Annotated in this window: 20 protein-coding genes; 5 read left to right on the top strand and 15 right to left on the bottom strand. The window is 68.4% G+C overall.

From position 1 onward, the window contains the following. The first annotated feature begins 38 nt into the window (after positions 1 to 38). Positions 39 to 1,730, top strand: a complete 1,692-nt coding sequence (locus C1746_RS03315; protein WP_116713272.1) for an aminotransferase class V-fold PLP-dependent enzyme — start codon at positions 39 to 41, stop codon at positions 1,728 to 1,730. Between the two features lie 12 nt (positions 1,731 to 1,742). Here the strand turns inward: C1746_RS03315 and C1746_RS03310 are convergent, their stop codons facing one another. Together C1746_RS03310 and C1746_RS03305 are read right to left on the bottom strand one after the other, a co-directional pair. After that, complete coding sequence (locus C1746_RS03310; protein WP_116713271.1) at positions 1,743 to 2,000, bottom strand: hypothetical protein; 258 nt, start codon at positions 1,998 to 2,000, stop codon at positions 1,743 to 1,745. Between the two features lie 211 nt (positions 2,001 to 2,211). Further along, positions 2,212 to 3,321 carry a DUF4349 domain-containing protein gene (locus C1746_RS03305; RefSeq protein WP_162867325.1) on the bottom strand — a complete coding sequence of 370 codons (1,110 nt, stop codon included), beginning with the start codon at positions 3,319 to 3,321 and terminating at the stop codon, positions 2,212 to 2,214. Positions 3,322 to 3,475: 154 nt separating this feature from the next. On the opposite strand from C1746_RS03305, the gene C1746_RS03300 reads away from it, so the two are divergent. The 3 genes from C1746_RS03300 to C1746_RS03290 are packed head-to-tail and all read left to right on the top strand — an operon-like array spanning position 3,476 to position 7,502. Then, positions 3,476 to 4,174: a nitroreductase family protein gene (locus tag C1746_RS03300; RefSeq protein WP_116713269.1), complete on the top strand. Its 699-nt coding sequence runs from the start codon at positions 3,476 to 3,478 to the stop codon at positions 4,172 to 4,174. Then, a complete protein-coding gene (locus C1746_RS03295) occupies positions 4,171 to 6,615 on the top strand; it encodes a glycoside hydrolase family 3 C-terminal domain-containing protein (RefSeq protein ID WP_205711675.1) in 2,445 nt (814 codons plus the stop codon). Before C1746_RS03300 ends, C1746_RS03295 begins: the two co-directional genes overlap by 4 nt. 29 nt (positions 6,616 to 6,644) lie before the next feature. Continuing rightward, entirely contained in the window at positions 6,645 to 7,502 is an 858-nt protein-coding gene (locus C1746_RS03290; RefSeq protein ID WP_116713267.1) for an aldo/keto reductase, read from the top strand. Positions 7,503 to 7,529: 27 nt separating this feature from the next. Here the strand turns inward: C1746_RS03290 and dnaB are convergent, their stop codons facing one another. The 6 genes from dnaB to C1746_RS03260 form a co-directional block, all read right to left on the bottom strand. Continuing rightward, entirely contained in the window at positions 7,530 to 9,008 is a 1,479-nt protein-coding gene (gene dnaB / locus C1746_RS03285; protein WP_116713266.1) for a replicative DNA helicase, read from the bottom strand. 230 nt (positions 9,009 to 9,238) lie between these two features. Further along, positions 9,239 to 10,207, bottom strand: coding sequence for a glycoside hydrolase family protein (locus C1746_RS03280; RefSeq protein ID WP_116713265.1), 969 nt, complete (start codon positions 10,205 to 10,207; stop codon positions 9,239 to 9,241). Then, the gene (locus C1746_RS03275; protein ID WP_116713264.1) at positions 10,204 to 11,034 is read right to left on the bottom strand and encodes a carbohydrate ABC transporter permease; all 831 of its coding nucleotides are present in this window, start codon (positions 11,032 to 11,034) and stop codon (positions 10,204 to 10,206) included. Before C1746_RS03275 ends, C1746_RS03280 begins: the two co-directional genes overlap by 4 nt. Beyond that, entirely contained in the window at positions 11,031 to 11,975 is a 945-nt protein-coding gene (locus tag C1746_RS03270) for a carbohydrate ABC transporter permease (protein WP_116713263.1), read from the bottom strand. Before C1746_RS03270 ends, C1746_RS03275 begins: the two co-directional genes overlap by 4 nt. An 88-nt stretch (positions 11,976 to 12,063) precedes the next feature. After that, positions 12,064 to 13,515, bottom strand: coding sequence for a sugar ABC transporter substrate-binding protein (locus C1746_RS03265; protein WP_116713262.1), 1,452 nt, complete (start codon positions 13,513 to 13,515; stop codon positions 12,064 to 12,066). A 72-nt stretch (positions 13,516 to 13,587) separates the two neighbouring features. Next, positions 13,588 to 14,610 (bottom strand): LacI family DNA-binding transcriptional regulator, encoded by a 1,023-nt coding sequence (locus C1746_RS03260; RefSeq protein ID WP_116713261.1) that lies wholly within the window; start codon positions 14,608 to 14,610, stop codon positions 13,588 to 13,590. 81 nt (positions 14,611 to 14,691) lie between these two features. Here C1746_RS03260 and C1746_RS03255 point away from each other — a divergent pair, with 81 nt between their 5' ends. After that, positions 14,692 to 16,077, top strand: a complete 1,386-nt coding sequence (locus C1746_RS03255; protein WP_205711674.1) for an L-serine ammonia-lyase — start codon at positions 14,692 to 14,694, stop codon at positions 16,075 to 16,077. Positions 16,078 to 16,233: 156 nt separating this feature from the next. On the opposite strand, the gene rplI is transcribed toward C1746_RS03255, so the two are convergent. From rplI to C1746_RS03220, 7 genes are all read right to left on the bottom strand, one after another. After that, complete coding sequence (rplI, locus tag C1746_RS03250; RefSeq protein ID WP_116713260.1) at positions 16,234 to 16,857, bottom strand: 50S ribosomal protein L9; 624 nt, start codon at positions 16,855 to 16,857, stop codon at positions 16,234 to 16,236. Between the two features lie 36 nt (positions 16,858 to 16,893). Further along, positions 16,894 to 17,136 carry a 30S ribosomal protein S18 gene (gene rpsR, locus C1746_RS03245; RefSeq protein WP_116713259.1) on the bottom strand — a complete coding sequence of 81 codons (243 nt, stop codon included), beginning with the start codon at positions 17,134 to 17,136 and terminating at the stop codon, positions 16,894 to 16,896. A gap of 62 nt (positions 17,137 to 17,198) precedes the next feature. Continuing rightward, entirely contained in the window at positions 17,199 to 17,660 is a 462-nt protein-coding gene (gene ssb / locus C1746_RS03240; RefSeq protein ID WP_116713258.1) for a single-stranded DNA-binding protein, read from the bottom strand. 27 nt (positions 17,661 to 17,687) lie between these two features. After that, entirely contained in the window at positions 17,688 to 17,993 is a 306-nt protein-coding gene (gene rpsF / locus C1746_RS03235; RefSeq protein ID WP_162867324.1) for a 30S ribosomal protein S6, read from the bottom strand. 155 nt (positions 17,994 to 18,148) lie between these two features. Further along, on the bottom strand, positions 18,149 to 18,607 hold the full coding sequence (gene ssb / locus C1746_RS03230) for a single-stranded DNA-binding protein (protein ID WP_116713256.1): 459 nt from the start codon (positions 18,605 to 18,607) through the stop codon (positions 18,149 to 18,151). Positions 18,608 to 18,727: 120 nt separating this feature from the next. Further along, positions 18,728 to 19,459 (bottom strand): type 1 glutamine amidotransferase, encoded by a 732-nt coding sequence (locus C1746_RS03225; protein WP_162867323.1) that lies wholly within the window; start codon positions 19,457 to 19,459, stop codon positions 18,728 to 18,730. A 4-nt stretch (positions 19,460 to 19,463) separates the two neighbouring features. Then, entirely contained in the window at positions 19,464 to 19,913 is a 450-nt protein-coding gene (locus C1746_RS03220; protein ID WP_116713254.1) for a hypothetical protein, read from the bottom strand. Positions 19,914 to 20,003: the final 90 nt, after the last annotated feature.

The following is a 20,003-nucleotide window of genomic DNA, read 5'->3' as shown; positions in this document are numbered from 1 at the left end:
AAGGAGGACCGGCCCGCAGTCGGCGATACGATCCGATCATGAGCACCGACGTGCAGGCTCTGGTCGACCGCATTCGGGATGGTGTCATCGGGTCCCGGCAGACGATGCACGGGCCCTACGGAACCCGCCCGGTGGTCTACGCGGACTACACGGCTTCGGGTCGTGCCCTGGACTTCGTGGAGGACGCGATCCGCGATCACGTCCTGCCGACCTACGCCAACACCCACACCGAGTCCTCCGGCACCGGTCTGCAGACGACACGCTTCCGAGAGGACGCACGGGAGATCATCCGGTCCTGCGTGGGGGCGGACGACGAGTACGCCGTGCTCTTCTGCGGCTCGGGCTCGACCGGCGCCATCGACCGGCTGGTCCACGTGCTCGGGTTGCGGGTCCCCGAGCGCCTGAGTGACCACGTCACGCTCGAGCCCACCGATCGCCCGGTCGTCTTCATCGGGCCGTACGAGCACCACTCCAACGACCTCGCCTGGCGGGAGACCATCGCCGACGTGGTCACCATCCACGAGGACCTGGATGGCGGGATCGACCTGGCCGATCTCGAGGCCAAGCTCGTGGCGCACGCCGACCGTCCCCTGCTGATCGGCTCCTTCTCGGCCGCCTCGAACGTGACGGGCATCATCACCGACACCACGGCCGTCAGCTGTCTCCTCCACGAGCACGGCGCCCTGGCGATCTGGGACTACGCAGCCGCGGCCCCCTACGTCGAGATCGACGTCGCGCCTGAGGGAGGGAAGGACCAGGGCAGCGACCCCGATCATTACTTCGACGCCGTGGTGCTCAGCCCGCACAAGATGGTCGGCGGGCCGGGGACGCCCGGGCTCCTCGTGGCCCGCAAGGACCTGTTCACCAACCGGGTGCCCAGCGTGCCCGGTGGGGGCACGGTGTGGTACGTCAACCCGACCGAGCACCACTACCTCGACGACATCGAACACCGGGAGGAGGGCGGGACTCCCGACATCGTCGGCTCGATCCGCGCTGGTCTGGTGTTCGCGTTGAAGGACTCCGTCGGGGCCGACGAGATCCGTCGTCGTGAGGACGCCTTCATCACCCGGGCCATCGACCGGTGGAGGGTGCACCCGAAGATCGAGATCCTCGGATCGCTCGAGCGCGAGCGCCTCTCGATCGTCTCGTTCGTGGTGGCCCATGACCGCCCTGGCCGGTACCTGCACCACAACTTCGTCGTGGCCCTGCTGAACGATCTGTTCGGCATCCAGTCCCGTGGCGGGTGCTCCTGTGCTGGTCCGTACGGGCACCGACTGCTCGGCATCGACGTGGACGCCTCCCGTGCCCTGGAGCGTGAGATCGGCACGGGCTGTGAGGGCATCAAGCCGGGCTGGGTGCGGGTCAACTTCAACTACTTCATCGATGAGGAGGAGTTCGGCTACATCCTGTCTGCCGTTGAACTGGTGGCGGGTCACGGCATCGAACTGCTGGCGGACTACCGCTTCGACGCGCGGACTGGTCGGTGGCAGCATCGCGAGGCGACGGAGGCCGGCATCGAGCGGCTGGCGGATCTGGTCATCGGACAGGACGGCTTCACCCAGACGCGGCCCGCCCGAGGTCGGGACGAGGTGTCGCTGTCAGAGCACCTGGCAGCGGCCCACGAGCTGCTGCACCGTCGTCGACCAGCGGTCGACCCGGGTTGGCCAGAGGTCAGCGAGGACTTCGAGAGCCTGCGCTGGTTCCCGCTCCCCGCCGAGGTGGCGGGGTAGGCCTCGGACTGCCTACGACAGGCCGATGACGGTGCCGGCGGTCAGGCCGGCGAGGCCCCACACCCCGAGGACCAGTCCCAGGACGATCTTGACGTAGGCGGTTCTGAGGGCCGGCTCATGGGTTGGCAGGCCGTCGTCGTCCAGTTCCTGGCCAGGGAACACGCCATTGCGTCGGAACGACAGGACCGCGAAGCCGGTCCCGAAGAACATGGCCGCCCCCACGGCGAGGAGCAGCCAGTTGCCGACGTCGGCCCAGGTCTCCGGGGTCATGGTCCCACAGTAGCGGGGAGGGTTGGGTTGCTCGGTGCGTCGGCCTGGAGGGTGAGGTTCCCCACGGTGAGGTCAGGTTCCCCACGGTGAGGTCAGGTTCCCCACGGTGAGGTCAGGTTCCCCACGGTGAGGTCAGGTTCCCCACGGTGAGGTCAGGTTCCCCACCGGGGAGGGACTTGCGGTGGTGGGGAACCTTGCCTTGGAGAGAGGGCTACGCGTCGACCGGCTCTCGAGGCTCCGACGCCGCAGGCGGAGCCTGTGGGCCAGTGACCTGGCTGGGCGGGACGATGGTCCGACGCCCGCGGAAGACCGTCCGCCAGATCAGGTAGGCCACGCCGAGGATCACGAGGAAGGGGCTCAGGAACGTCGCCACCACGATCAGGCCGCCCACCGTGGCGATCAACGTCTCGATGGCCTGGTCGATGTAGGGGGCCAGTCCACCCGGCTCCTCGTCGACGGGCTCGGGGGTCGTGGCTCCACGCTCCTGCAGCAGGACGGTCAGGGTCGAGAACGACGACCGATCCTCCAGCAGGTTCAGCCGACCGGTGATCTGCTCGATCTGGGACTGGATCCCGTCCAGCTGCTGCTGGATCGCGATGGCGTCCTCGACGCCCTGTGCCTGGTCCAGCAGCCCCAGGTAGAAGCGCTCCTGAGCCTGCAGGTTGCGACGACGTGACTCGAGGTCGGTGAACTCCGCGGTCACGTCCTGGCTGGTGATGTTGCGATCGACCACCTCACCGGCGTCGCCCAGGGAGGTCAGCAGGTCCTCGAAGCTCTGGACCGGGATACGGATGGTGACCTGTCCGGAGGTCAACGTCGTGTCGTCCGGCCCCGGGTTGGTCGAGGAGGAGGTCCCGGACACGTGGCCGCCGAGGGCTTGGGCGCGAGCGACGATCTGCCCGAAGGCAGTGTCGAACTCACCCGGCTCGATCTGGACGGTGACGGTCCCCTCCTTGATGATCCGCTCGCCGGTCGAGGCGGTGGTGGGCGGTGGCGCTGCGGAGCCGTCCTCTGCGGCCTCCGGTGCGGCGGGCTCGGCTTGGGCCACATCGCGGCCGTCGGGGTCGCTCTCGGCCAGGCCGAGGGCCTCGTCCGCCTCCGCCTCCTCCATGGCTTCCTCGTCGAAGGCCTCGTCATCGCCGAACTCGGCCGCTGCAGTGGCATCACCGGCCTCGGCGGTGTCGTCGCTGGCCTCAGCGTCACCGTCGTCACCCGCGGAGCAGGCGGCCAGCAGCAGGAGCAGGACCAGGACCATGGCGAGGAGGCGTCGAGGGTGGAGGGTCCGTCGGCGGGATCGGTCTGCGGTGGAGGTGCGGGTCATCGGAGGGCCTTTCGTGCGGTCACGCGGGTGGTGGGTATGTAGCGTCCGACGCCGACCACGCCGCTTGAGTTGCAGAACCACCTCAGCCATGACCGCGGATGTAAGAACTGATTGCGGGTCCGCCCGGACCCGGGCTCCGCCTACGATCCGACGCATGGCTGATCCCCCGCTGCCATCTCCTCAGGCACCACGCCACGAGCCCGTGATGCGCCCGCTCGACTTCGTCCGCATGTCGCCGGCGGCGATGGCGGCAACCGCGGAGGAGCTCGCTCGACAGATGCGTGCGCGGCGCTCGGTCCGGCACTTCTCCGGGGATCCCGTCCCGGCGGCGCTGATCCGGAGGGCCATCGAGATCGGGTCCAGCGCTCCCTCTGGCGCCCACCGTCAGCCGTGGACGTTCGTGGTCGTCGAGGACCTCAATGTCCGACGCCGCATCCGTGCCGCGGCCGAAGAGGAGGAGCGGGCGTTCTACGACGAGCGAGCTCCCGAGGAGTGGTTGGAGGCCCTCGCGCCGCTGGGCACGGACGCGGTCAAGCACCACCTCACCGATGCCCCGTACCTTGTGGTCCTCTTCCGACACCGCTACACCCCGACACCGACGGGGAGGTCCAAGAACTACTACAGCACGGAGTCCTGCGGCATCGCCGCCGGCTTCTTCATCGCGGCTCTCCACCAGATCGGGCTGGCCACGCTGCCGCACACGCCCAGCCCGATGGGGTTCCTCGCCGAGATCCTGGGGCGGCCCGAGCACGAGCAGGCCTACTTGGTGCTGCCGGTCGGCTATCCCGCTGCCGACGCCGAGGTGCCCGACATCACGCGCAAGCCGCTGGACGAGGTGATGGTGTGGGTGTGACCAGCGAGGAATCGCCCGCCGACGTCGTCGCCGGCCTGGACCTCGACACCAAGATCCGGCTGCTCTCCGGCGCGACGTTCTGGACCACCGAGGCCGTGGACGGGATCCCGGCGATCCGGGTTGCCGACGGTCCCCACGGCATCCGTCGGCAGGTCGAGGCCGACGACCACCTCGGCATGAGCGATGCGCGGCCCGCGACGTGCTTTCCACCAGCGATCACCCTGGCATCGACCTGGGACGTCGAGCTGGCCGAGGAGATCGGCGTCGCCCTCGGCATCGAAGCCCGACACCACGAGGTCGACGTCGTCCTCGGGCCGGCGATGAACCTGGTTCGGCACCCCGCCGGTGGCCGGACGTTCGAGTACCTCTCGGAGGACCCGTTCCTGACCGGCAAGATGGCGGCGGCGACCGTGCGCGGAATCCAATCGCAGGGTGTCGGGGCGTGTGCCAAGCACTACGTGGCCAACAACCAGGAGTTCTACCGGATGCGGGTCGACGCCATCATCGACCAGCGGACCCTCCGCGAGCTGTACCTGGCCACCTTCGAGATCGTGATCCGCGAGTCCGCGCCGTGGACGGTCATGTCGGCCTACAACCTGGTGAACGGCGAGCACGTGGGCGAGTCCGCGCAGTTGCTGACGTCCATCCTGCGCGAGGAGTGGGGCTTCGATGGGGTGGTCATGAGCGACTGGTTCGCGACCGCCGACCGGACGACCAGTGTGGCCGCCGGGATGGACCTCGAGATGCCCGGCTCAGCCGGCGTCTGGGACGGGGAGGTCCGAGCCGCGATCCACAGCGGTCGGCTGCCGTCGGAGGCGGTTGATCGGGCGTGCCGCAACCTGGCCACCCTGGCGGCACGGGCCGTCGAGGGGCGGATGGCCAGCGGTGTCAGGTCCGCACCTCGAGCCGCCGGTGACAGCACCGACGTCATGGACCAGCACGACGACCTCGCCCGGCGCGCAGCCGCCGCGGGCACCGTGCTGCTCACCAACGACGGAATCTTGCCCCTCGCGGCGGAGACGCTGGCCAGCGAGCACTCGATCGGCGTGATCGGCCAGTTCGCCCGCGAGTCGCGCTACCAGGGCGGCGGCAGCTCCCGCGTCAACCCGACCCGGGTCGACGACCTGCTGGGGGCGCTGGGTCAGCGGCTGGGCCGTGATGTCCCCTTCGCCCCGGGGTACGACGGCGAGACCGGGGAGTCGTCGGCTGCGGATGTCGGCGAAGCCGTCCGACTGGCCGCCGCCTGCGATGTGGTGGTGCTGGTCGTGGGGCTACCGGCTCTGATCGAGTCCGAGGGCTGGGACCGGGACACCCTCCGGCTGCCCCCGGCGATGGACGACCTGGTGCGGACGATCTGCGCGGTCGCGAGTCAGGTGGTCGTCGTCCTGCAGAACGGCGCACCGGTGGAGATCCCCTGGGCGGAGGAGCCCGCGGCGGTCATCGAGGCCTGGCTTGGCGGTCAGGCCGGTGGGTCCGCGCTGGCGCAGGTCCTGCTGGGCGAGGTCGAGCCTCGTGGCCGGCTGGCGCACTCCATCCCGGTCGCCGTCGCCGACCTGGCCGCCGACGCCGACTTCGCCGATCACCCAACACGCGTGGTGCACCGGGAGACCCTGTTCGTCGGCTACCGGTTCCACGACACCTTCGACGTCGAGCCGCGGTTTCCCTTCGGCCACGGCCTCGGCTACACCACCGTCGAGCTTGGCTCGCCGGCCGTGGAGGGGGTTGGCACCGACCTGACCGTCAGCGTCGAGGTCACCAACACCGGGTCGAGGTCCGGGACGGCGGTCGTTCAGGTCTACGTCCACGATGTCGAGTCCACCGTCCACCGGCCCGAGCAGGAGCTGAAGGGCTTCGTCGCCGTGGCACTTGACCCCGGCACGTCGCGGCGGGTGACCGTACGGCTGGACCGGCGTGCCTTCGCCGTCTATGACGTCGCAGCGGCGGACTGGCTGGTCGAGGCGGGAAGGTTCGAGATCCGCATCGGGACCTCCTCGCGGGACATCGCCGGCGTGGTGACGGTCGACATCGAGAGCGACGACGTCGTGACGGCTGTGCCTGGCCCGCTGGGAGCGGTGGCCACGGACGAGGAGCTCGGCGTGCTGCTCGGCCACGCGGTCCCGCCGCCTCGACCGATCGTCCCCTTCACCCGGGATACGACCATGGCAGATCTCCAGCAGACCCGTCGGGGCCGAGTGCTCGCCCGGACGCTCACGGCACTGCAGCGTCAGGTGCTGCCGGACGAGACCGACCCCCTCACGCGCAAGATGATGCGGATCGGCGCCGAGCAGGGGCCACTACGGGTGCTGCCCATGGTCGCCCGGCAACCGCTCGCCATGGCGGTGGTGGACCAGCTGATCGCGGCACTGAACGTCGGACGCGCCTCCGCAGACACCGAGGAGGCAGGTGGCCTGAGAGGCGTGGCAGAGCCCCATCCGGATTGACATCGGCGCCGGACGGGCATCGATGGGCCATGAGCGAACGACCAGCAGCAGCCGCCGGCACCTTGGACCTCGACGGTCACACCATCAACCGCATGGGCTTCGGGGCCATGCGCATCACCGGAGACGGGATCTGGGGTCCGCCGGCAGACCACGATCGAGCCATCCAGGTGCTGCGCGACGCCGTCGACCTCGGCGTCACCTTCATCGACACCGCGGACTCCTACGGGCCGTTCGTGAGTGAGGACCTGATCCGCGAGGCGCTGCACCCCTACGACGACGTCCTGATCGCGACCAAGGGCGGCCTCACACGGCTGGGTCCGAACGAGTGGCGTCCGGTCGGACACCCCGACTACCTGCAGCAGTGCGTCGAGATGAGCCTGCGTCGACTCGACGTCGACCAGATCGACCTCTACCAGCTGCACCGCATCGACCCGTCGGTGCCGGCTGCTGAGCAGATCGGTCGCCTCGCCGAGCTGAAGGAGGCGGGAAAGATCCGCTCGATCGGGCTGTCCGAGGTCTCCGTGGAGGACCTCACCGCCGCACAGGAGACCACCGACATCGTCTCGGTGCAGAACCTGTACAACCTGACGGTGCGGCAGTCACAGGAGCTGCTCGATCACTGCGACCGTGAGGGGATCGCCTTCATCCCGTGGTTCCCGATCGCCGCTGCTGAACTGGCTGAAGGTTCGGGCGCGCTGGCCGAGGTCTCGGCGGAGACCGGAGCAACGGCCGCTCAGGTTTCCCTGGCCTGGCTGCTGCACATCAGTGAGGTGATGGTGCCGATCCCCGGGACCTCCTCGCCGGAGCATCTGGAGGAGAACGTCCGTGCGGCCGAGCTTGAGCTGTCCGACGACCAGGTGGCCCGACTCACCGCGATGGCCGAGTAGGGCCGACGCCGACCGGCGCCGAGGAGGCTAGAACGCGTCCGACGGTTCGGCCCCGTATCCGCTCGCGCTTGGTGCCGCTGCCGGTGGCGGTGCCGCGGCCGAGCCGCCGCCGTAGCTGCTGGGCATCCGGGCCATGTTGGCGAACCGTGAGTGGTGGCCGAGGAAGGACAGCTTCACCGTGGCCAGTCGGCCGGCACGGTGCTTGGCGATGATCAACTCGGCCTCGCCCTTCGCCTCGGTGTCGGGGTTGTAGACCTCGTCGCGATAGATGAACCCCACGATGTCGGCGTCCTGTTCGATCGCGCCGGACTCACGCAGGTCGGAGAGCAGCGGGCGCTTGTCGGGCCGCTCCTCCGGCTTGCGCGAGAGTTGGGACAACGCGATGACGGGGCACCCGAGTTCCTTGCCGAGGACCTTCATGCCACGACTGAACTCCGCCACCTCCTGCACCCGACCGTCGGTCTTGGTCTTGTGGGATTCCATCAGCTGCAGGTAGTCGACGACGACCAGCGACAGCCCGTGCCGCTGGGCGATGCGCCGGCACTTCGACCGGATCTCCATCATGGACACACCGGGCGTGTCGTCGATGAACAGCGGGGCCTCGGCCAGCTTGCCCATGGCCTTGGACAGCTTCGGCCAGTCCTCCGCCTTCAGCTTCCCCGTCCGCATCCGGTCGGAGTCGATCCTGGCCTCTGCCGAGAGCATGCGGTTGACGATCTCCATCTGGCTCATCTCGAGGCTGAAGATGATCGCCGGCTTGCGCTGCGCCGCGGTGATGTGGGACAGGATGTTGGTGACCAGCGTGGACTTCCCCATCGCGGGTCGGGCCGCCAGCACCATGAGCTGGCCGGGCTGCAGTCCCGAGGTCAACTCGTCCAGATCGGTGAAGCCCGTCTCCAGTCCGGTGATGGTCGAGTCGGATTCGTGCAGCTTCTCGATGGTCTCGAAGGCCTCCAGCAGCAGCTCACGCATCGGGACGAAGTCGTTGCCCCGCTGGTTGTTGGCCAGTTCGAAGACCTCGGCCTCGGCGGCATCCACCGCATCCACGCCGCTCGTCTCCGGGTCGAAGCCCAGCCGGGTCAACGAGCTGCCGGCCTCGATCAACCGGCGCTTCAGCGCGCGGTCGCTGACGATGTGGGCGTAGTAGACGGCGTTGGCGGGTGTGGGGACCTGCGCGGAGATGTCGGCGATGGCCAACGCCCCCCCGATGTCATCCAGCTTCCCTCGCCTCGTCAACTCGTCGGCCAGGGTTACGGTGTCGACCGGCTCGCCTCGGTCGTAGAGGTCCCGCATGGCCTCGAACAGGGTCCGATGAGCCCCGCGGTAGAAGTCCTCGGGCCTGACCAGCTCGGCCACCTCGGCGATTGCGTCCGCGCTCAGCAGCATGCTCCCGAGCACGCTGATCTCAGCCTCGAGGGAGTACGGCGGGGTCCGCTCGAACCCGCCAGAACCGCTGCTCCCGCTTGAGGGAGGAGCGGCCGTGGCGTAGTCGGGAGGTGAGGACATGACGGGTCAGGTTGCCAGTCAGGTGTGACATCCACCAGTGGTGGCCCGGCACTTCGCACGATCCGTCACCAGGCGTCGACGGGCCCACAGGTGGAGCCCCGGCGGTCAACAGAACCACAGAAGTGCTCAACAACCGACGGCCACTCATCCACAGACTTGTCCACAGCTGTGGTCAACGTGGGTGAAGGTTCGTCTTATCTCGGTCATCCATCGGGCGTGCGGGGAGATCGTCACGCGGACGGGTCGGGTCGGCTGCGACCGACCGGACCCGGCTTCGGGTGCCGGACGAGCTCCGGCAGCCGCTCCAAGGGCGTGGGATCGGACAGGGCGCCGACGTAGCCTCCTCGATCGTGGGCGATGGTGCTCATCAGCCACCACCGCCCGAACGCCTCCACGACCCGAGCCGCGTAGTTCGTCCACGCGCGGTCGCCGACGAGCCACGCGCCGGTGTGCGCGTCCCACCCACGGCCGTGGCGGGCGAAGCAGCGTGTCCCGACCAAACCCGCGTCCCAGACGACGTCTGTCGGCCGGGTCCGCTGCGTCGATGCGATCAGCACCTGGACGCCGTCGATGACGACCGTCTGCGGCACCTCGATCTCGGCGAAGCAGCCTGGTGCGAACACGGGCTCGTGCACCACCCACTGCTCGAGATCAGGTGAGGTCGCTCGGGCCACTGCGCCCCGTCGATCGCTCGGACCGTCAGCGGTCCGAGCACAGATGAGCACCTCGTACCCCTGCGGTCTGGCGACCACGAAGGGATCGCGCCAGCCATGATTCCAGCGCGTGCTGAGCGGCGGTTCGTACCAGCGGTCGTCGGTCTCGATGACGGGATTGAGCGGGCTCTTGGTCCAGCGGTGGAGGTCGGTCGACCGGGCGAGGCCGATGCGCTCCACCGGACGCCCCGCCTGCAAGGTCACACCGGTGTACAGCATGGCCCAGCCGTGCGGGTCCTGGATGACGCTTCCCGTCCAGATCGCCGTGTCGTCCCACTGTCCGGGCTCACCCGGCGCGAGGGCGTCACCGTGCACAGTCCAGTCGAGGAGGTTGGTCGAGGTGGCGTGCCCGACGGTGGCGTTGAGATGGCGGAGATCCGGGTCGCGCAGTGACCGCGGTGCCTGCAGGAAGTAGAGGTGGAGCACGTCCTCGTGCTCGATGGTCCAGAAGTCCCACACCCACCGGTCGTCCAGGAACAGCGTCATCCCTTGATGCCCTGGGATGCGATGCCCTCGACGAAGTGTCGCTGGAACGAGATGAAGATCACGACCGTCGGGATCGTCATCAACGAGACGAAGGCCATGATGTCGCCCCACTGGACCGGAGGGCTGGTCTGGAAGACGGCGAGGCCGAGCGGCAGGGGACGTACCTCGGCGCTCCTCGTGACGATCGTGGGCCACAGCAACTGACCCCACGAGAACAGGAACGTCAGGATCGCCGCTGTTGCGTAGGCGGGGCGCGCCAACGGCGCGATCACGGACACGAAGACCCGTACTGGTCCTGCGCCATCGACCTTGGCGGCCTCCTCGAGTTCGACGGGCATGTCGAGGAAGAAGGTGTAGAAGAGGTAGATGAAGAACGGGTTCGCGATGAAGGGCAGGATCTGGACTCGGTAGCTGTCAAGCCAGTCGATCTCGGCGAACAGCAGCAACAGCGGGATGGCGAGTGCCTCGAACGGGATGATGATGAGTGAGGCGATCAGCGCGACGAGCAGTGTTCGGCCTCGGAAGCGAAGTCGGGCGAGCGCATAGCCGAACAGCGAGTTCACCACGGCGCCGACGACGACGATCGACGTCGTGATGATCACCGAGTTGGCGAAGGGGCGGAAGAGGTCGGTCCGTCGCTCGACGTCTCGGAAGTTCTCGAGCCCGACGAACGGCTCGGGTATCACCGATCGGAGTGATCCGGCCTCGGCGAAGACGAAGGCGTCGTCCTTGAACGCGCCGGCCAACGCGATGAGGAGCGGGAATAGGGAAAACGCGGCCAGCGCGAGCATGACCGCGGAGAGGGCCAACGATCCACGTCGCCTCATGGCGACTCTCGGAACAGTGCGCGCTGCAGCGCGGTGAGCGCCAGGACGATGACGAAGAACAGCACCGCAATCGCCGACGCTCGTCCGATCAACTGCCGGCCGAATCCCGTCTGGACCATTTCGAGCATCATCGTGCGGGTGGCGTCCCGCGGGCCGCCCGCTGGGGTGGGCAAGACGACGACCTGGTCGTACAGCCGGAAGGCCAGGATCGTCGTGACCGTCACGACGAAGATCAGCGCGTTGCGGATGCCGGGCACGGTGATGTGTCGAAACGTCTGCCAGCGGGTCGCCCCGTCGATCGATGCCGCCTCGTACAAGTCACTCGGCACGCCCTGCAGGGCTGCCAGCAGGATCACCATCTGAAAGCCAGCTCCCTGCCAGATCGACACGAGCACGACTGCGGGCATGGCCGCCGTGGTTGACGTCAGCCAGTTCGGTTCGAGCGCACCGAAGGTGATGGTGCCCAGGACGCTGTTCACCGCTCCGTCCGGCGTGAGCAGCAGCCGCCAGATGACCGCCGCGGCGGTCATCACCGTGACGACGGGGAGGAAGTAGATGGTGCGGATGACCACCCGTCCCCGAACCGGGCGGTTGACGAGCACGGCCATGGCGAGGGCGAGGATGGTCTGCAGCGGAACGACGAGGACGGCGAAGGTGAGGTTGTTGCGAATCGCGATCCAGAACTGGGAGTCGGCGATGATCGCGCGGTAGTTCTCGAGCCCCACCCACTGCGTCGGGAGCGGACTGACCAGTCGCCAGTTCGTGAGTGAGAGCACGATCGCGGCGATGAACGGTCCGACGACGAAGAGGCCGAGGAGCAGCCCGCCCGGTGCGAGGAAGCCGGAGGCAGCTCGCCCGTCAGATCGGCGTCCACGCCGGCCGGCTCGGCGTGGCGTCGGTTGAGCCGGAGCGATGCCCGGCTGAATTGGTGTGGCGGTCATGGTGGTGGCTGTCGTGAGGACAGGACCGCCGGGTCGTCGTCTGCGAGCGACGAGGACCCGGCGGACTCCTGTGGAAGGAACTGGTTGATCAGTTGGTGGCCGGGTAGAAGTCGTTCGCGACGAGGTCCTGCTCGATCTCGTCGGCCACGCGATCGAGTTCGGACTGCACGTCGGCCCCGAGGAGGATGTTGGCGAACGCGGCCCCGAAGCTCTCGGTGATCGCTGGGTAGGCGGGCGTCTGAGGCCGGGCAACCGAGGAGGTCGAGAGCTGGTCGATGTAGATCTCCAGGTCGCCCCCGGGACCGAACAGCTCCGAACTGGCGGCGGCAGACTGTGTCGCCGGAGGCGCGCCGATCGTCGAACTCCAGCGGAGTTGCTGTTCATCGGACAGCAGGAACTCGTAGAACGCCCACACGGCGTCCGGTTCCTCGGCGGTCGACGAGATGCCCCAGTTCCAGGATCCCTGGCCGGTGACGCTGCCCTCTCCGAAGTCCGGCAGTGGCACGACCACCAGGTCGTCGCCGAGTGCTTCCTCGTAGGGGCCGTAGAGCCAGTGCCCAACCCACGACAGGGGTACCGTGCCCTCCTGGAACGGGAGGTCGTCGGTCGACTCCAGGTCGATGAGTCCGTCCTCGGCCCACTGCTGGAACAGCTCCAGCGCAGCGACGGCCTCCGGGCTGTTCACGATGCCGTCCGCCGACCGGTAGTCGGATCGGTCGATCAGGTCAGCTCCGGCGGACTGGATCACGGGTGAGAACCCGTACGTGTACCACTCCGCAGTCGCCCCGCCCCCGTAGTACCACTTGATGTCCAGCGGGTGCTCGAAGCCGGCAGCCTGCAGCGTGCGCAGGATCTCGTCGAACTCCTGGGCACTCCAGGCGTCGCGCGGCGACGTCGGGATGCGGATGTCGTTCTCCTCGAGCACGCTGCGCGAGGCGTAGATGCCGAGCCCGGACTCGAAGGTTCCGACGGAGTACAGCTCGCCGTCGTAGGTGCCCTGCGCAAGGATCGACGGCAGGAGGTTGCGCTCCACGTCATCGGGCACGCACGAGTCGATCGGGATCAGATTGTCCGCCCACGCGTAGTTGTAGAGGAACGGACCGTCGAAGTCGAGTGCGTCGGGCAGGTCACCCGTCGCGGCAGCTGACTGGACGGTCTCGACGTAGGTGCCGTCGGGCAGGAACTCCACCGCCACGGTGACGCCCAGCTCGGCTCCCGGACCAGCATTGAAGTCGGCAATCTGTTCGGTCATCAGATCTTGCTCGTTCCCCTGGCCCGCATGGTTCCAGGCGGTGACGGTCACGGGCTCGTCGATCTCGCCGTCACACGCGGCGGCATCGCCGGTGGTCGAGCCGTCCGCCGTCACGTCCTCGGCCGCAACGGACTCGTCATCATCGGTGGTGTCAGGCCCGGCCTGCTCCGTGGTCGGCGTCGGGTCAGCGGCCGGCTCCTCAGCGCTTGGCGCAGAGTCGGAGCCGCACCCGGCGGCTGTGATGGCGATCGCTGTCATCAGCGCGCCGATTCGCGTTGTTGTCTTCATCGGTTCCCTTGCTCGTCGGATTGGACGGGTCCCTTCCACAGGAGTGGTCCATCGCGTCGCTTGGGGCAGGTGTCACGGGTCGTCGTGAGGAGGCGGGCCGGTCGAGGACCGAACGCGCAGTCGCGCGTCGAGCACGACCGTCGTGGCATCGGATGCGGGATCGGTCATCAGGCGGGCCAGAAGCCGAGCTGCCTTCTGGCCGGCGGCGACGAGTTGGCCGTCGATCGTGGTCAGACCGACATCGGCGGCGATGGCGGCATCGTCGAACCCGATCACCGACACATCGGCACCAACGGTCAGCCCGGCGGAACGAATCGCGTCCATCGCGCCGAGTGCCTGGGTATCCGAGGCCGCAAGAACCGCAGTCGGAGGATTCTCGGCCAGGAGCAACTCGGTCGTGTGCGCCGCTGCGACGGCACGGGAGTGCGGGCCCGTGCGAACGTGGGACGGATCCAGTTGCAGACCCAGCTCCCGAAGACCGCGTTCCAAGCCGATCCGCCGTTCACGTGAGGAGGTGAAGCCGAACTCGTTGTCCTCGTCGTCGCCGATGAAGGCGACGCGACGATGCCCGAGCTCCACGAGGTGCCGAGCCGCACGGTCCGCACCGCCGTGCTCATCGAGGACGACGCTCGATACTCCGGGATGGGTCGTGTCGAGCAGCACGAGCGGGACGTTGGCGGCGGCGAAGCCGTCGACTGCCTCCGAACCCACGTGGAGTGCGACGACGATGAGTCCGGCAGGGCGCATGCGGTCGAGGTGATCGAGATGGGCGACGAGATCGCCCGGTCGCTCGACGTCGTACAGGCTGAGTGGCGTGTCGACGCCTCGAACGCCCTCGACGATCCCGCGAACGTGATCAACAGCCGAGGGATTCGACACGAACGGAACGATGCATGCAACGGTCGAGGACCGGCCGGTCCGCAAGCCGCGCGCCATGGGACTGGGCCGATAGTCCAGCCCCTCCGCCGCACTCAGCACGCGCTCCCGCAGATCGGCCCGCACCGAGGTGTTGCCGTTCAGAACGCGTGAGACGGTTGGTGCCGACACGCCGGCGAGTGCGGCGACTTCGGTGATGGTGGCGGGCTTGCGAGGCATCTGAGAAATCGATTTCTAGCGGACGGTCGAGGGTGAGTCAAGGGGCAACGCTCATCACTCGAACTGTGCGACGATCCCCTCATGTCGCCCATCAACATCCGCTTGGCCAACCTCTTCCGGGTCGGCATCGGCCCGTCCTCCAGTCATACGGTGGGGCCGATGCGTGCGGCCGCGGCCTTCCGTCAGGGCCTGCTGGATGCCGGCCACACCCGGGGGCACATCACGGTCGATCTCAAGGGGTCGCTCGGCTCGACCGGCCGCGGGCACCACAGCGATCTGGCCACCATGGCCGGGCTGATGGGCTGGGCACCCGATTCCTGCGACCCGGCCGCGGTCCTGGCACTGCGCGAGACGCTGGCCGCTGACCCGTGCCTCACGGCGATGCTCGACGGGATCGACATCAGGCTCGAGCCGGACGACGTCAACTTCCTCCGTGCACGGGACACCAGGGACGAACAGCTGCCGCATCCCAACACCGTCACATTCCACCTGCGCCGGGGAGACGAGGTGGTGGCCGCGGAGACGTGGTGCTCGATCGGCGGCGGGTTCATCAGACGGCCGGAGGAGGTGGCCGACGGCGACGGCGCCGGCAAGCCCAGACCGGTCCCCCATCCCTTCGGTGACGCCGCATCTCTGCTCGAGCGGGCACAGGAGATGGGCGGCACGGTCGGTCAGGTCGTCTTGGCCAACGAGCGAGCGCTGTCCCATGACGACGGGGCGGCCGCGACGACGCATCTCGATCTGGTCTGGGACACCTTCAACGAGTGCATCGACACCGGCCTGGCCGGGCGCGGTGTGCTGCCTGGCGGGCTGGGCGTCCAGCGTCGGGCACCGGAGTTGCTGGCCCAGGTCCACCGGGGGGACGTCGACCTCGGGTACGCACCCATCGCGCGGGCGCAGGCCTACGCCTTCGCCGTTCAGGAGCAGAACGCGGCCGGAGGCCGGGTTGTCACGGCCCCGACCAACGGGGCCGCGGGCATCGTCCCCGCCGTGCTCGTGCAGTCCGCCCAGCAGCACGGCTTCTCCCGAGTCGAGATCCACGACGCTCTGGCCACGGCGGCTGCGATCGCCATGCTGGTCAAGACCCACGCCAGCATCTCCGGAGCAGAGGTGGGATGTCAGGGCGAGGTGGGGACCGCAACGTCGATGGCCGCGGCGGCGTTGTGCCAGCTGCTCGGTGGGACGCCTGGGCAGGTGACGACGGCGGCTGAGATCGGGATGGAGCACAACCTGGGGCTGACCTGTGATCCGATCAAAGGTCTGGTCCAGGCGCCGTGCATCGAGCGCAACGCCATGGGGGTCGCCAAGGCCGTCTCGGCGGCCCAGTTGGCTCTGCACTCGGTCGTGCAGGAGGTCGTCAGCCTGGACCGCGTCATCCGGGTGATGAAGCGGACCGGTGAGGACATGCGCGAGGAGTACAAGGAGACCTCCGAGGGCGGCCTCGCCGTGAATCACCCGGAGTGTTGACCACGCGGCTCGGGCCGCTTGGGGTCCGAGTCGGGTGTCAGGTCGGGTGCCGGGTCGTGGTGCTCGGAACGTGACACGCCCGGGGGCCCGCCGCAGCACACGACCCCCCGAACCGCAGGGGTCCGAGGGGCCGCAAAATCCAATTGGTTGGGAGGGTTACTCGTCCTCGTCCTCCGCGGCCACCGATGGAGCGGTCGCGCCGATGGTGCCGTCTGAGGCTGGCTCGGCGTCCACCGGGGCGTAGCCGGCCTCTGTGGCGGCCTGCTGCTCGGCGGTCAGCTCGTCGACCTCGGCAAGTGCCTCCTCGAGCTCCCCGGCACCGGACTCGATGACCTCGTCGGCCACGACGTCGACCACCATCATCACGGTGACCTCGCGGTGCAGCTTCACACCGACGTCGTGCTGGCCGACGGTCTTCAGCGGGCGGTCCAGGTCCACCCGCTTGCTGTCCACTTCCAGTCCCGTGGTGCGCTTGAGCGCCTCGGCGACGTCGCGCTTCCCGACGGACCCGTACAGGGTGCCGTCCTCGCCGGCCGTGGCTTCCACGACCAGCACGCGACCGGTCAGGCCCTTGGCCTGCTCCTCGGCCTCGGCGATCTCGACGGCCTCGCGCTTCAGGCGCGACCGCTTGAGCGCCTCGGCGTCAGCGACGGCGCCCTTGGTGGCACGCATCGCCAGGTTCTGGGGGATCAGGAAGTTCGTGGCGTAGCCGTTGGCGACGTCCACGATGTCTCCGGCGTCGCCGAGGTTGTCGACGAAGCCCTTCAGGATGACCTGCATGTCAGTTACTCCTTGGTGCCGCTGCCGTGGGCCCGTCTACCGGCTGGTGTAGGGCATCAGCGCCATCTCGCGGGCGTTCTTGATCGCCTGTGCGAGCAGTCGCTGCTGCTGGGGGTTGACACCGGTGACGCGGGCGGAGCGGATCTTGCCGCGTTCGGAGACGAACCGGCTGAGCAGCTCGACGTCCTTGTAGTCGATGTACTCGATCTTGTTCTTCTTGAAGAAGTCTTCCTTGCGCTTGGCGGGGCGCTGTTGCCGCTGGGGCTGTTGGCGGGCCATGAGATGAGTCCTTTGGTCAGGTGGTGATGATGCGGTTCGGGCGGGCCGGTCGAGAAGGCCGGCTAGAAGGGGACGTCGTCGGCGTCCGGTGGCGCGCTGGGCATCGGCGGACGGCTGGCGGTGCTGCCGCCTCCGCCTCCGCCTCCGCTTCCGCCGGTGGCGCGGGTCACCGATGCACGAGCCCAACGAAGGCTGGGGCAGATCTCATCGGCCTCGATCTCGGTCTGCCACCGGGTGTTGCCGTCCTTGTCCTCCCAGGACCGCTTCGTGAGGCGGCCGATGACGACGACGCGGTCGCCCTTGTGCAGGGACTCGGCGACGTTCTCAGCGTAGTCACGCCAGATGTTGACGTCGAAGAACCCATCGAGCCTGTCTTCCCACTCGTTGGTCTGGGAGTTCCTCACACGCCGGTTGACGGCCACGGCCAGGTTGGCCACGGCGTGACCGCCCGGGGTGTACCGCAACTCGGGATCCTTCGTCAGGTTCCCGACGACGGTGATGTTGTTCTCTTGGTTCGCTGCCATGGCCTACTCCTCCGCGTGGGCGGTCTGCTACTTGACCTTCTTCAGGCGGATCGGCGGGCGGACGAACTTGTGCCGGACGACCTCGTCGGTGATGCCGAGTTGGCGATCGACCTCGTTCAGACCGTCGCTGTCGATCTCCAGATCGATGACGGTGTAGAAGCCTTCGGTCCGGTGGTCGATCTCGTAGGCGAACTGCCGCTTGCCCCAGTGATCGACGTTGATCACCTTGCCGCCTTGCTCACCGATCAGCCCGGTGAAGCGGCGGATGTTGGTGTCCACGGCGACATCATCGAGGTCGCCGCGGGAGATCATCATCAGTTCATACGTGCGCAATTGACCATCCTTCGGTCTTGGGCGGCCCTCACGCTCGTGCGGTTGCACCCGTGGAGGGCAGGACGGACCAATCAGCGTACCCGCTTGCTCACTCCCTGCTCGTCGGTCTGCTCGTCGGTCTCCCTGATGTCGGTCTTGTCGTGGTGGCCGGCACGTTACGCGGCGGGTGCGACAGCCGTGTCCTCAGCGGCCTGACCGGTTGAGGCCGTCTCGTGGTCTGTGCCGTCGATGGCCCGGGTCTGCATCCGGGCCCAGGACGACCAGCGGAGCGACCCGCCGATCTCGTCAGCTTCGATCTCGACGACGCTCCGGGTCTGCGGCGGGCCATCGTCCCCGTCGGGTGTGACCTCGTACTCGCGGTGGATCAGCCGGCCGCTGACCACGACCCGGTCACCCTTGCGCAGGGAGGCGCTGGCATGGCGGGCCATCTCGCGCCAGCAGACCACGGTGAAGAAGCCGTCGTGTCGGTCGTCCCAGGAGTCGTTGGCCTTGTTGTAGGTCCGACGGCTGACGGCCATGCGGATGCGGACGAGGGGGATCTCGCCGGAGGTGACGCGGTAGTCGGGATCAGCCGTCAGGTTGCCGGCCACCGTGATCGTGTTGGGCGTGGTCATTGCTGTGGTCCTCTCGGGTGGTGCTGTCACGTGCGGCACCAAGAGTTCTGCATTCGGCGCCGCCCCCGAGAGGAAAGTGCGGCCACCTGTGGATAACCGCGAGCGGGCTGCAGGAACTGGTCAGGTCACGCCGGCGTGTCGCGCCCAGGCCTCGAAGAGGGCCAGGCCGACCCTGCGATGGGCAGTGTTGTGGCGCCTGGCAGCGGCAACGAGCTCCGCACCGGTCCAGCCATTGGCCTCGAGGTACGCCTCGACGCCATCCGCTTCGACGTAGGAGGCGACGTAGGACGCGTCGATCTCGGCGTGGAACTGCAGGCCGAGACCTGATCCCACGGCGAACGCGTGCACCGGCGTGGCGTCGGAGAAGGCCAGCAAGGTTGCGTGTGCTGGTGGGTGGATCTGGTCTGCGTGGGCGTTGAACAGCGGGACGCCGGCCTGCGGGTCCAGCGGGTCTGTGAGCTGATGGAGGACCCCGAGGACGGCGTGGTCGCGCCCCGAAGGCGTGAGGAACACGGGCGGGAACCCGATCTCTGGTGTGCCGTGGGTGACAGTCCCGCCCACGGCCTCGGTCAGCAGTTGCGCACCCAGGCACAGGCCCAGCGTGGGGACGTCAGCATCAACGGCAGCCCGCATGGCGGTCCGGACATCGGCCAGGTGCGGCCACTGCGCCTCCTCGTCGGTGTTCATGTCGCCGCCCAGCACCACCAGAGCGTCGATGCCGAGTATGGTGGTCGGGACCGGCTGGCCGGTCCAGGCACGGATGGTCTCGCGGCTGACGCCGGCGAGTTCGAGGACCTCTCCCAGGACGCCGTCGTGTTCGTGGGGCAGGTGCTGGATGATGCGGACGGTCACGTCGTCAGGGTAGGGCCTCATCAGCACCCGGCGGGCCGGCGTTGCCGACGGTGTCGGCGGCGATCAACGCCACGGCCGTGCGCGACAGCGTCGGATCGGGTCGGACCTCTCCGCACGCCACCCACCACAGCCGTGCGACGAGGTCGGCGTTGGCCGGCAACGCGGCCAACCAGGCAAGCGTGGTCCTGGCCTCCTCCGCGTGGCCGTCGCACCAGCCCGCCACGCCGAGCTCGGCCGCGCAGCGTCGCCCGAGCGCCCAGGTGGGTGCCGCCGCTGCGCCGAGGGCGGAGGGCGGGGGTCCGCACGGCTGGACCAGGCGGGCCTCCTGCCCGCAGAGATCGCACTCCCCGGCGGACACCGACTGCGGGCCCCGATCCGTGTCGCCGAGCCATGGCGCCCGGTCGAGCAGTGTCGAGCGCAGCGCTCGACGCTCCTCCCGGGTCAGGGCAACCATCAGGGTGTGGTGCTGCAGCCCGCAGGGATCACGGTTCGTTAGCCCTCGAGGAGCCGTGCTGCTGTCCCTGCAGGCGACGCCAGACCGGCT

Origin of the sequence: Euzebya tangerina (genome assembly GCF_003074135.1) — a bacterium.
GTDB lineage: Bacteria > Actinomycetota > Nitriliruptoria > Euzebyales > Euzebyaceae > Euzebya > Euzebya tangerina.
Note: the sequence above shows the minus strand (reverse complement) of the source record. Positions and strands in the feature narration are given on the sequence as shown.

Excerpts from the sequence above, each read along its gene's own strand:
- C1746_RS03220 (WP_116713254.1), bottom strand. The coding sequence starts at position 19,913 with ATGGTTGCCCTGACCCGGGAGGAGCGTCGAGCGCTGCGCTCGACACTG.
- C1746_RS03315 (WP_116713272.1), top strand. The coding sequence starts at position 39 with ATGAGCACCGACGTGCAGGCTCTGGTCGACCGCATTCGGGATGGTGTC.
- C1746_RS03290 (WP_116713267.1), top strand. The coding sequence starts at position 6,645 with ATGAGCGAACGACCAGCAGCAGCCGCCGGCACCTTGGACCTCGACGGT.
- C1746_RS03255 (WP_205711674.1), top strand. The coding sequence starts at position 14,692 with ATGTCGCCCATCAACATCCGCTTGGCCAACCTCTTCCGGGTCGGCATC.
- C1746_RS03305 (WP_162867325.1), bottom strand. The coding sequence starts at position 3,321 with ATGACCCGCACCTCCACCGCAGACCGATCCCGCCGACGGACCCTCCAC.
- C1746_RS03260 (WP_116713261.1), bottom strand. The coding sequence starts at position 14,610 with ATGCCTCGCAAGCCCGCCACCATCACCGAAGTCGCCGCACTCGCCGGC.
- ssb (WP_116713256.1), bottom strand. The coding sequence starts at position 18,607 with ATGACCACGCCCAACACGATCACGGTGGCCGGCAACCTGACGGCTGAT.
- C1746_RS03275 (WP_116713264.1), bottom strand. The coding sequence starts at position 11,034 with ATGAGGCGACGTGGATCGTTGGCCCTCTCCGCGGTCATGCTCGCGCTG.
- C1746_RS03300 (WP_116713269.1), top strand. The coding sequence starts at position 3,476 with ATGGCTGATCCCCCGCTGCCATCTCCTCAGGCACCACGCCACGAGCCC.
- ssb (WP_116713258.1), bottom strand. The coding sequence starts at position 17,660 with ATGGCAGCGAACCAAGAGAACAACATCACCGTCGTCGGGAACCTGACG.
- rplI (WP_116713260.1), bottom strand. The coding sequence starts at position 16,857 with ATGCAGGTCATCCTGAAGGGCTTCGTCGACAACCTCGGCGACGCCGGA.
- dnaB (WP_116713266.1), bottom strand. The coding sequence starts at position 9,008 with ATGTCCTCACCTCCCGACTACGCCACGGCCGCTCCTCCCTCAAGCGGG.
- rpsR (WP_116713259.1), bottom strand. The coding sequence starts at position 17,136 with ATGGCCCGCCAACAGCCCCAGCGGCAACAGCGCCCCGCCAAGCGCAAG.
- C1746_RS03270 (WP_116713263.1), bottom strand. The coding sequence starts at position 11,975 with ATGACCGCCACACCAATTCAGCCGGGCATCGCTCCGGCTCAACCGACG.
- C1746_RS03265 (WP_116713262.1), bottom strand. The coding sequence starts at position 13,515 with ATGAAGACAACAACGCGAATCGGCGCGCTGATGACAGCGATCGCCATC.
- C1746_RS03280 (WP_116713265.1), bottom strand. The coding sequence starts at position 10,207 with ATGACGCTGTTCCTGGACGACCGGTGGGTGTGGGACTTCTGGACCATC.
- C1746_RS03310 (WP_116713271.1), bottom strand. The coding sequence starts at position 2,000 with ATGACCCCGGAGACCTGGGCCGACGTCGGCAACTGGCTGCTCCTCGCC.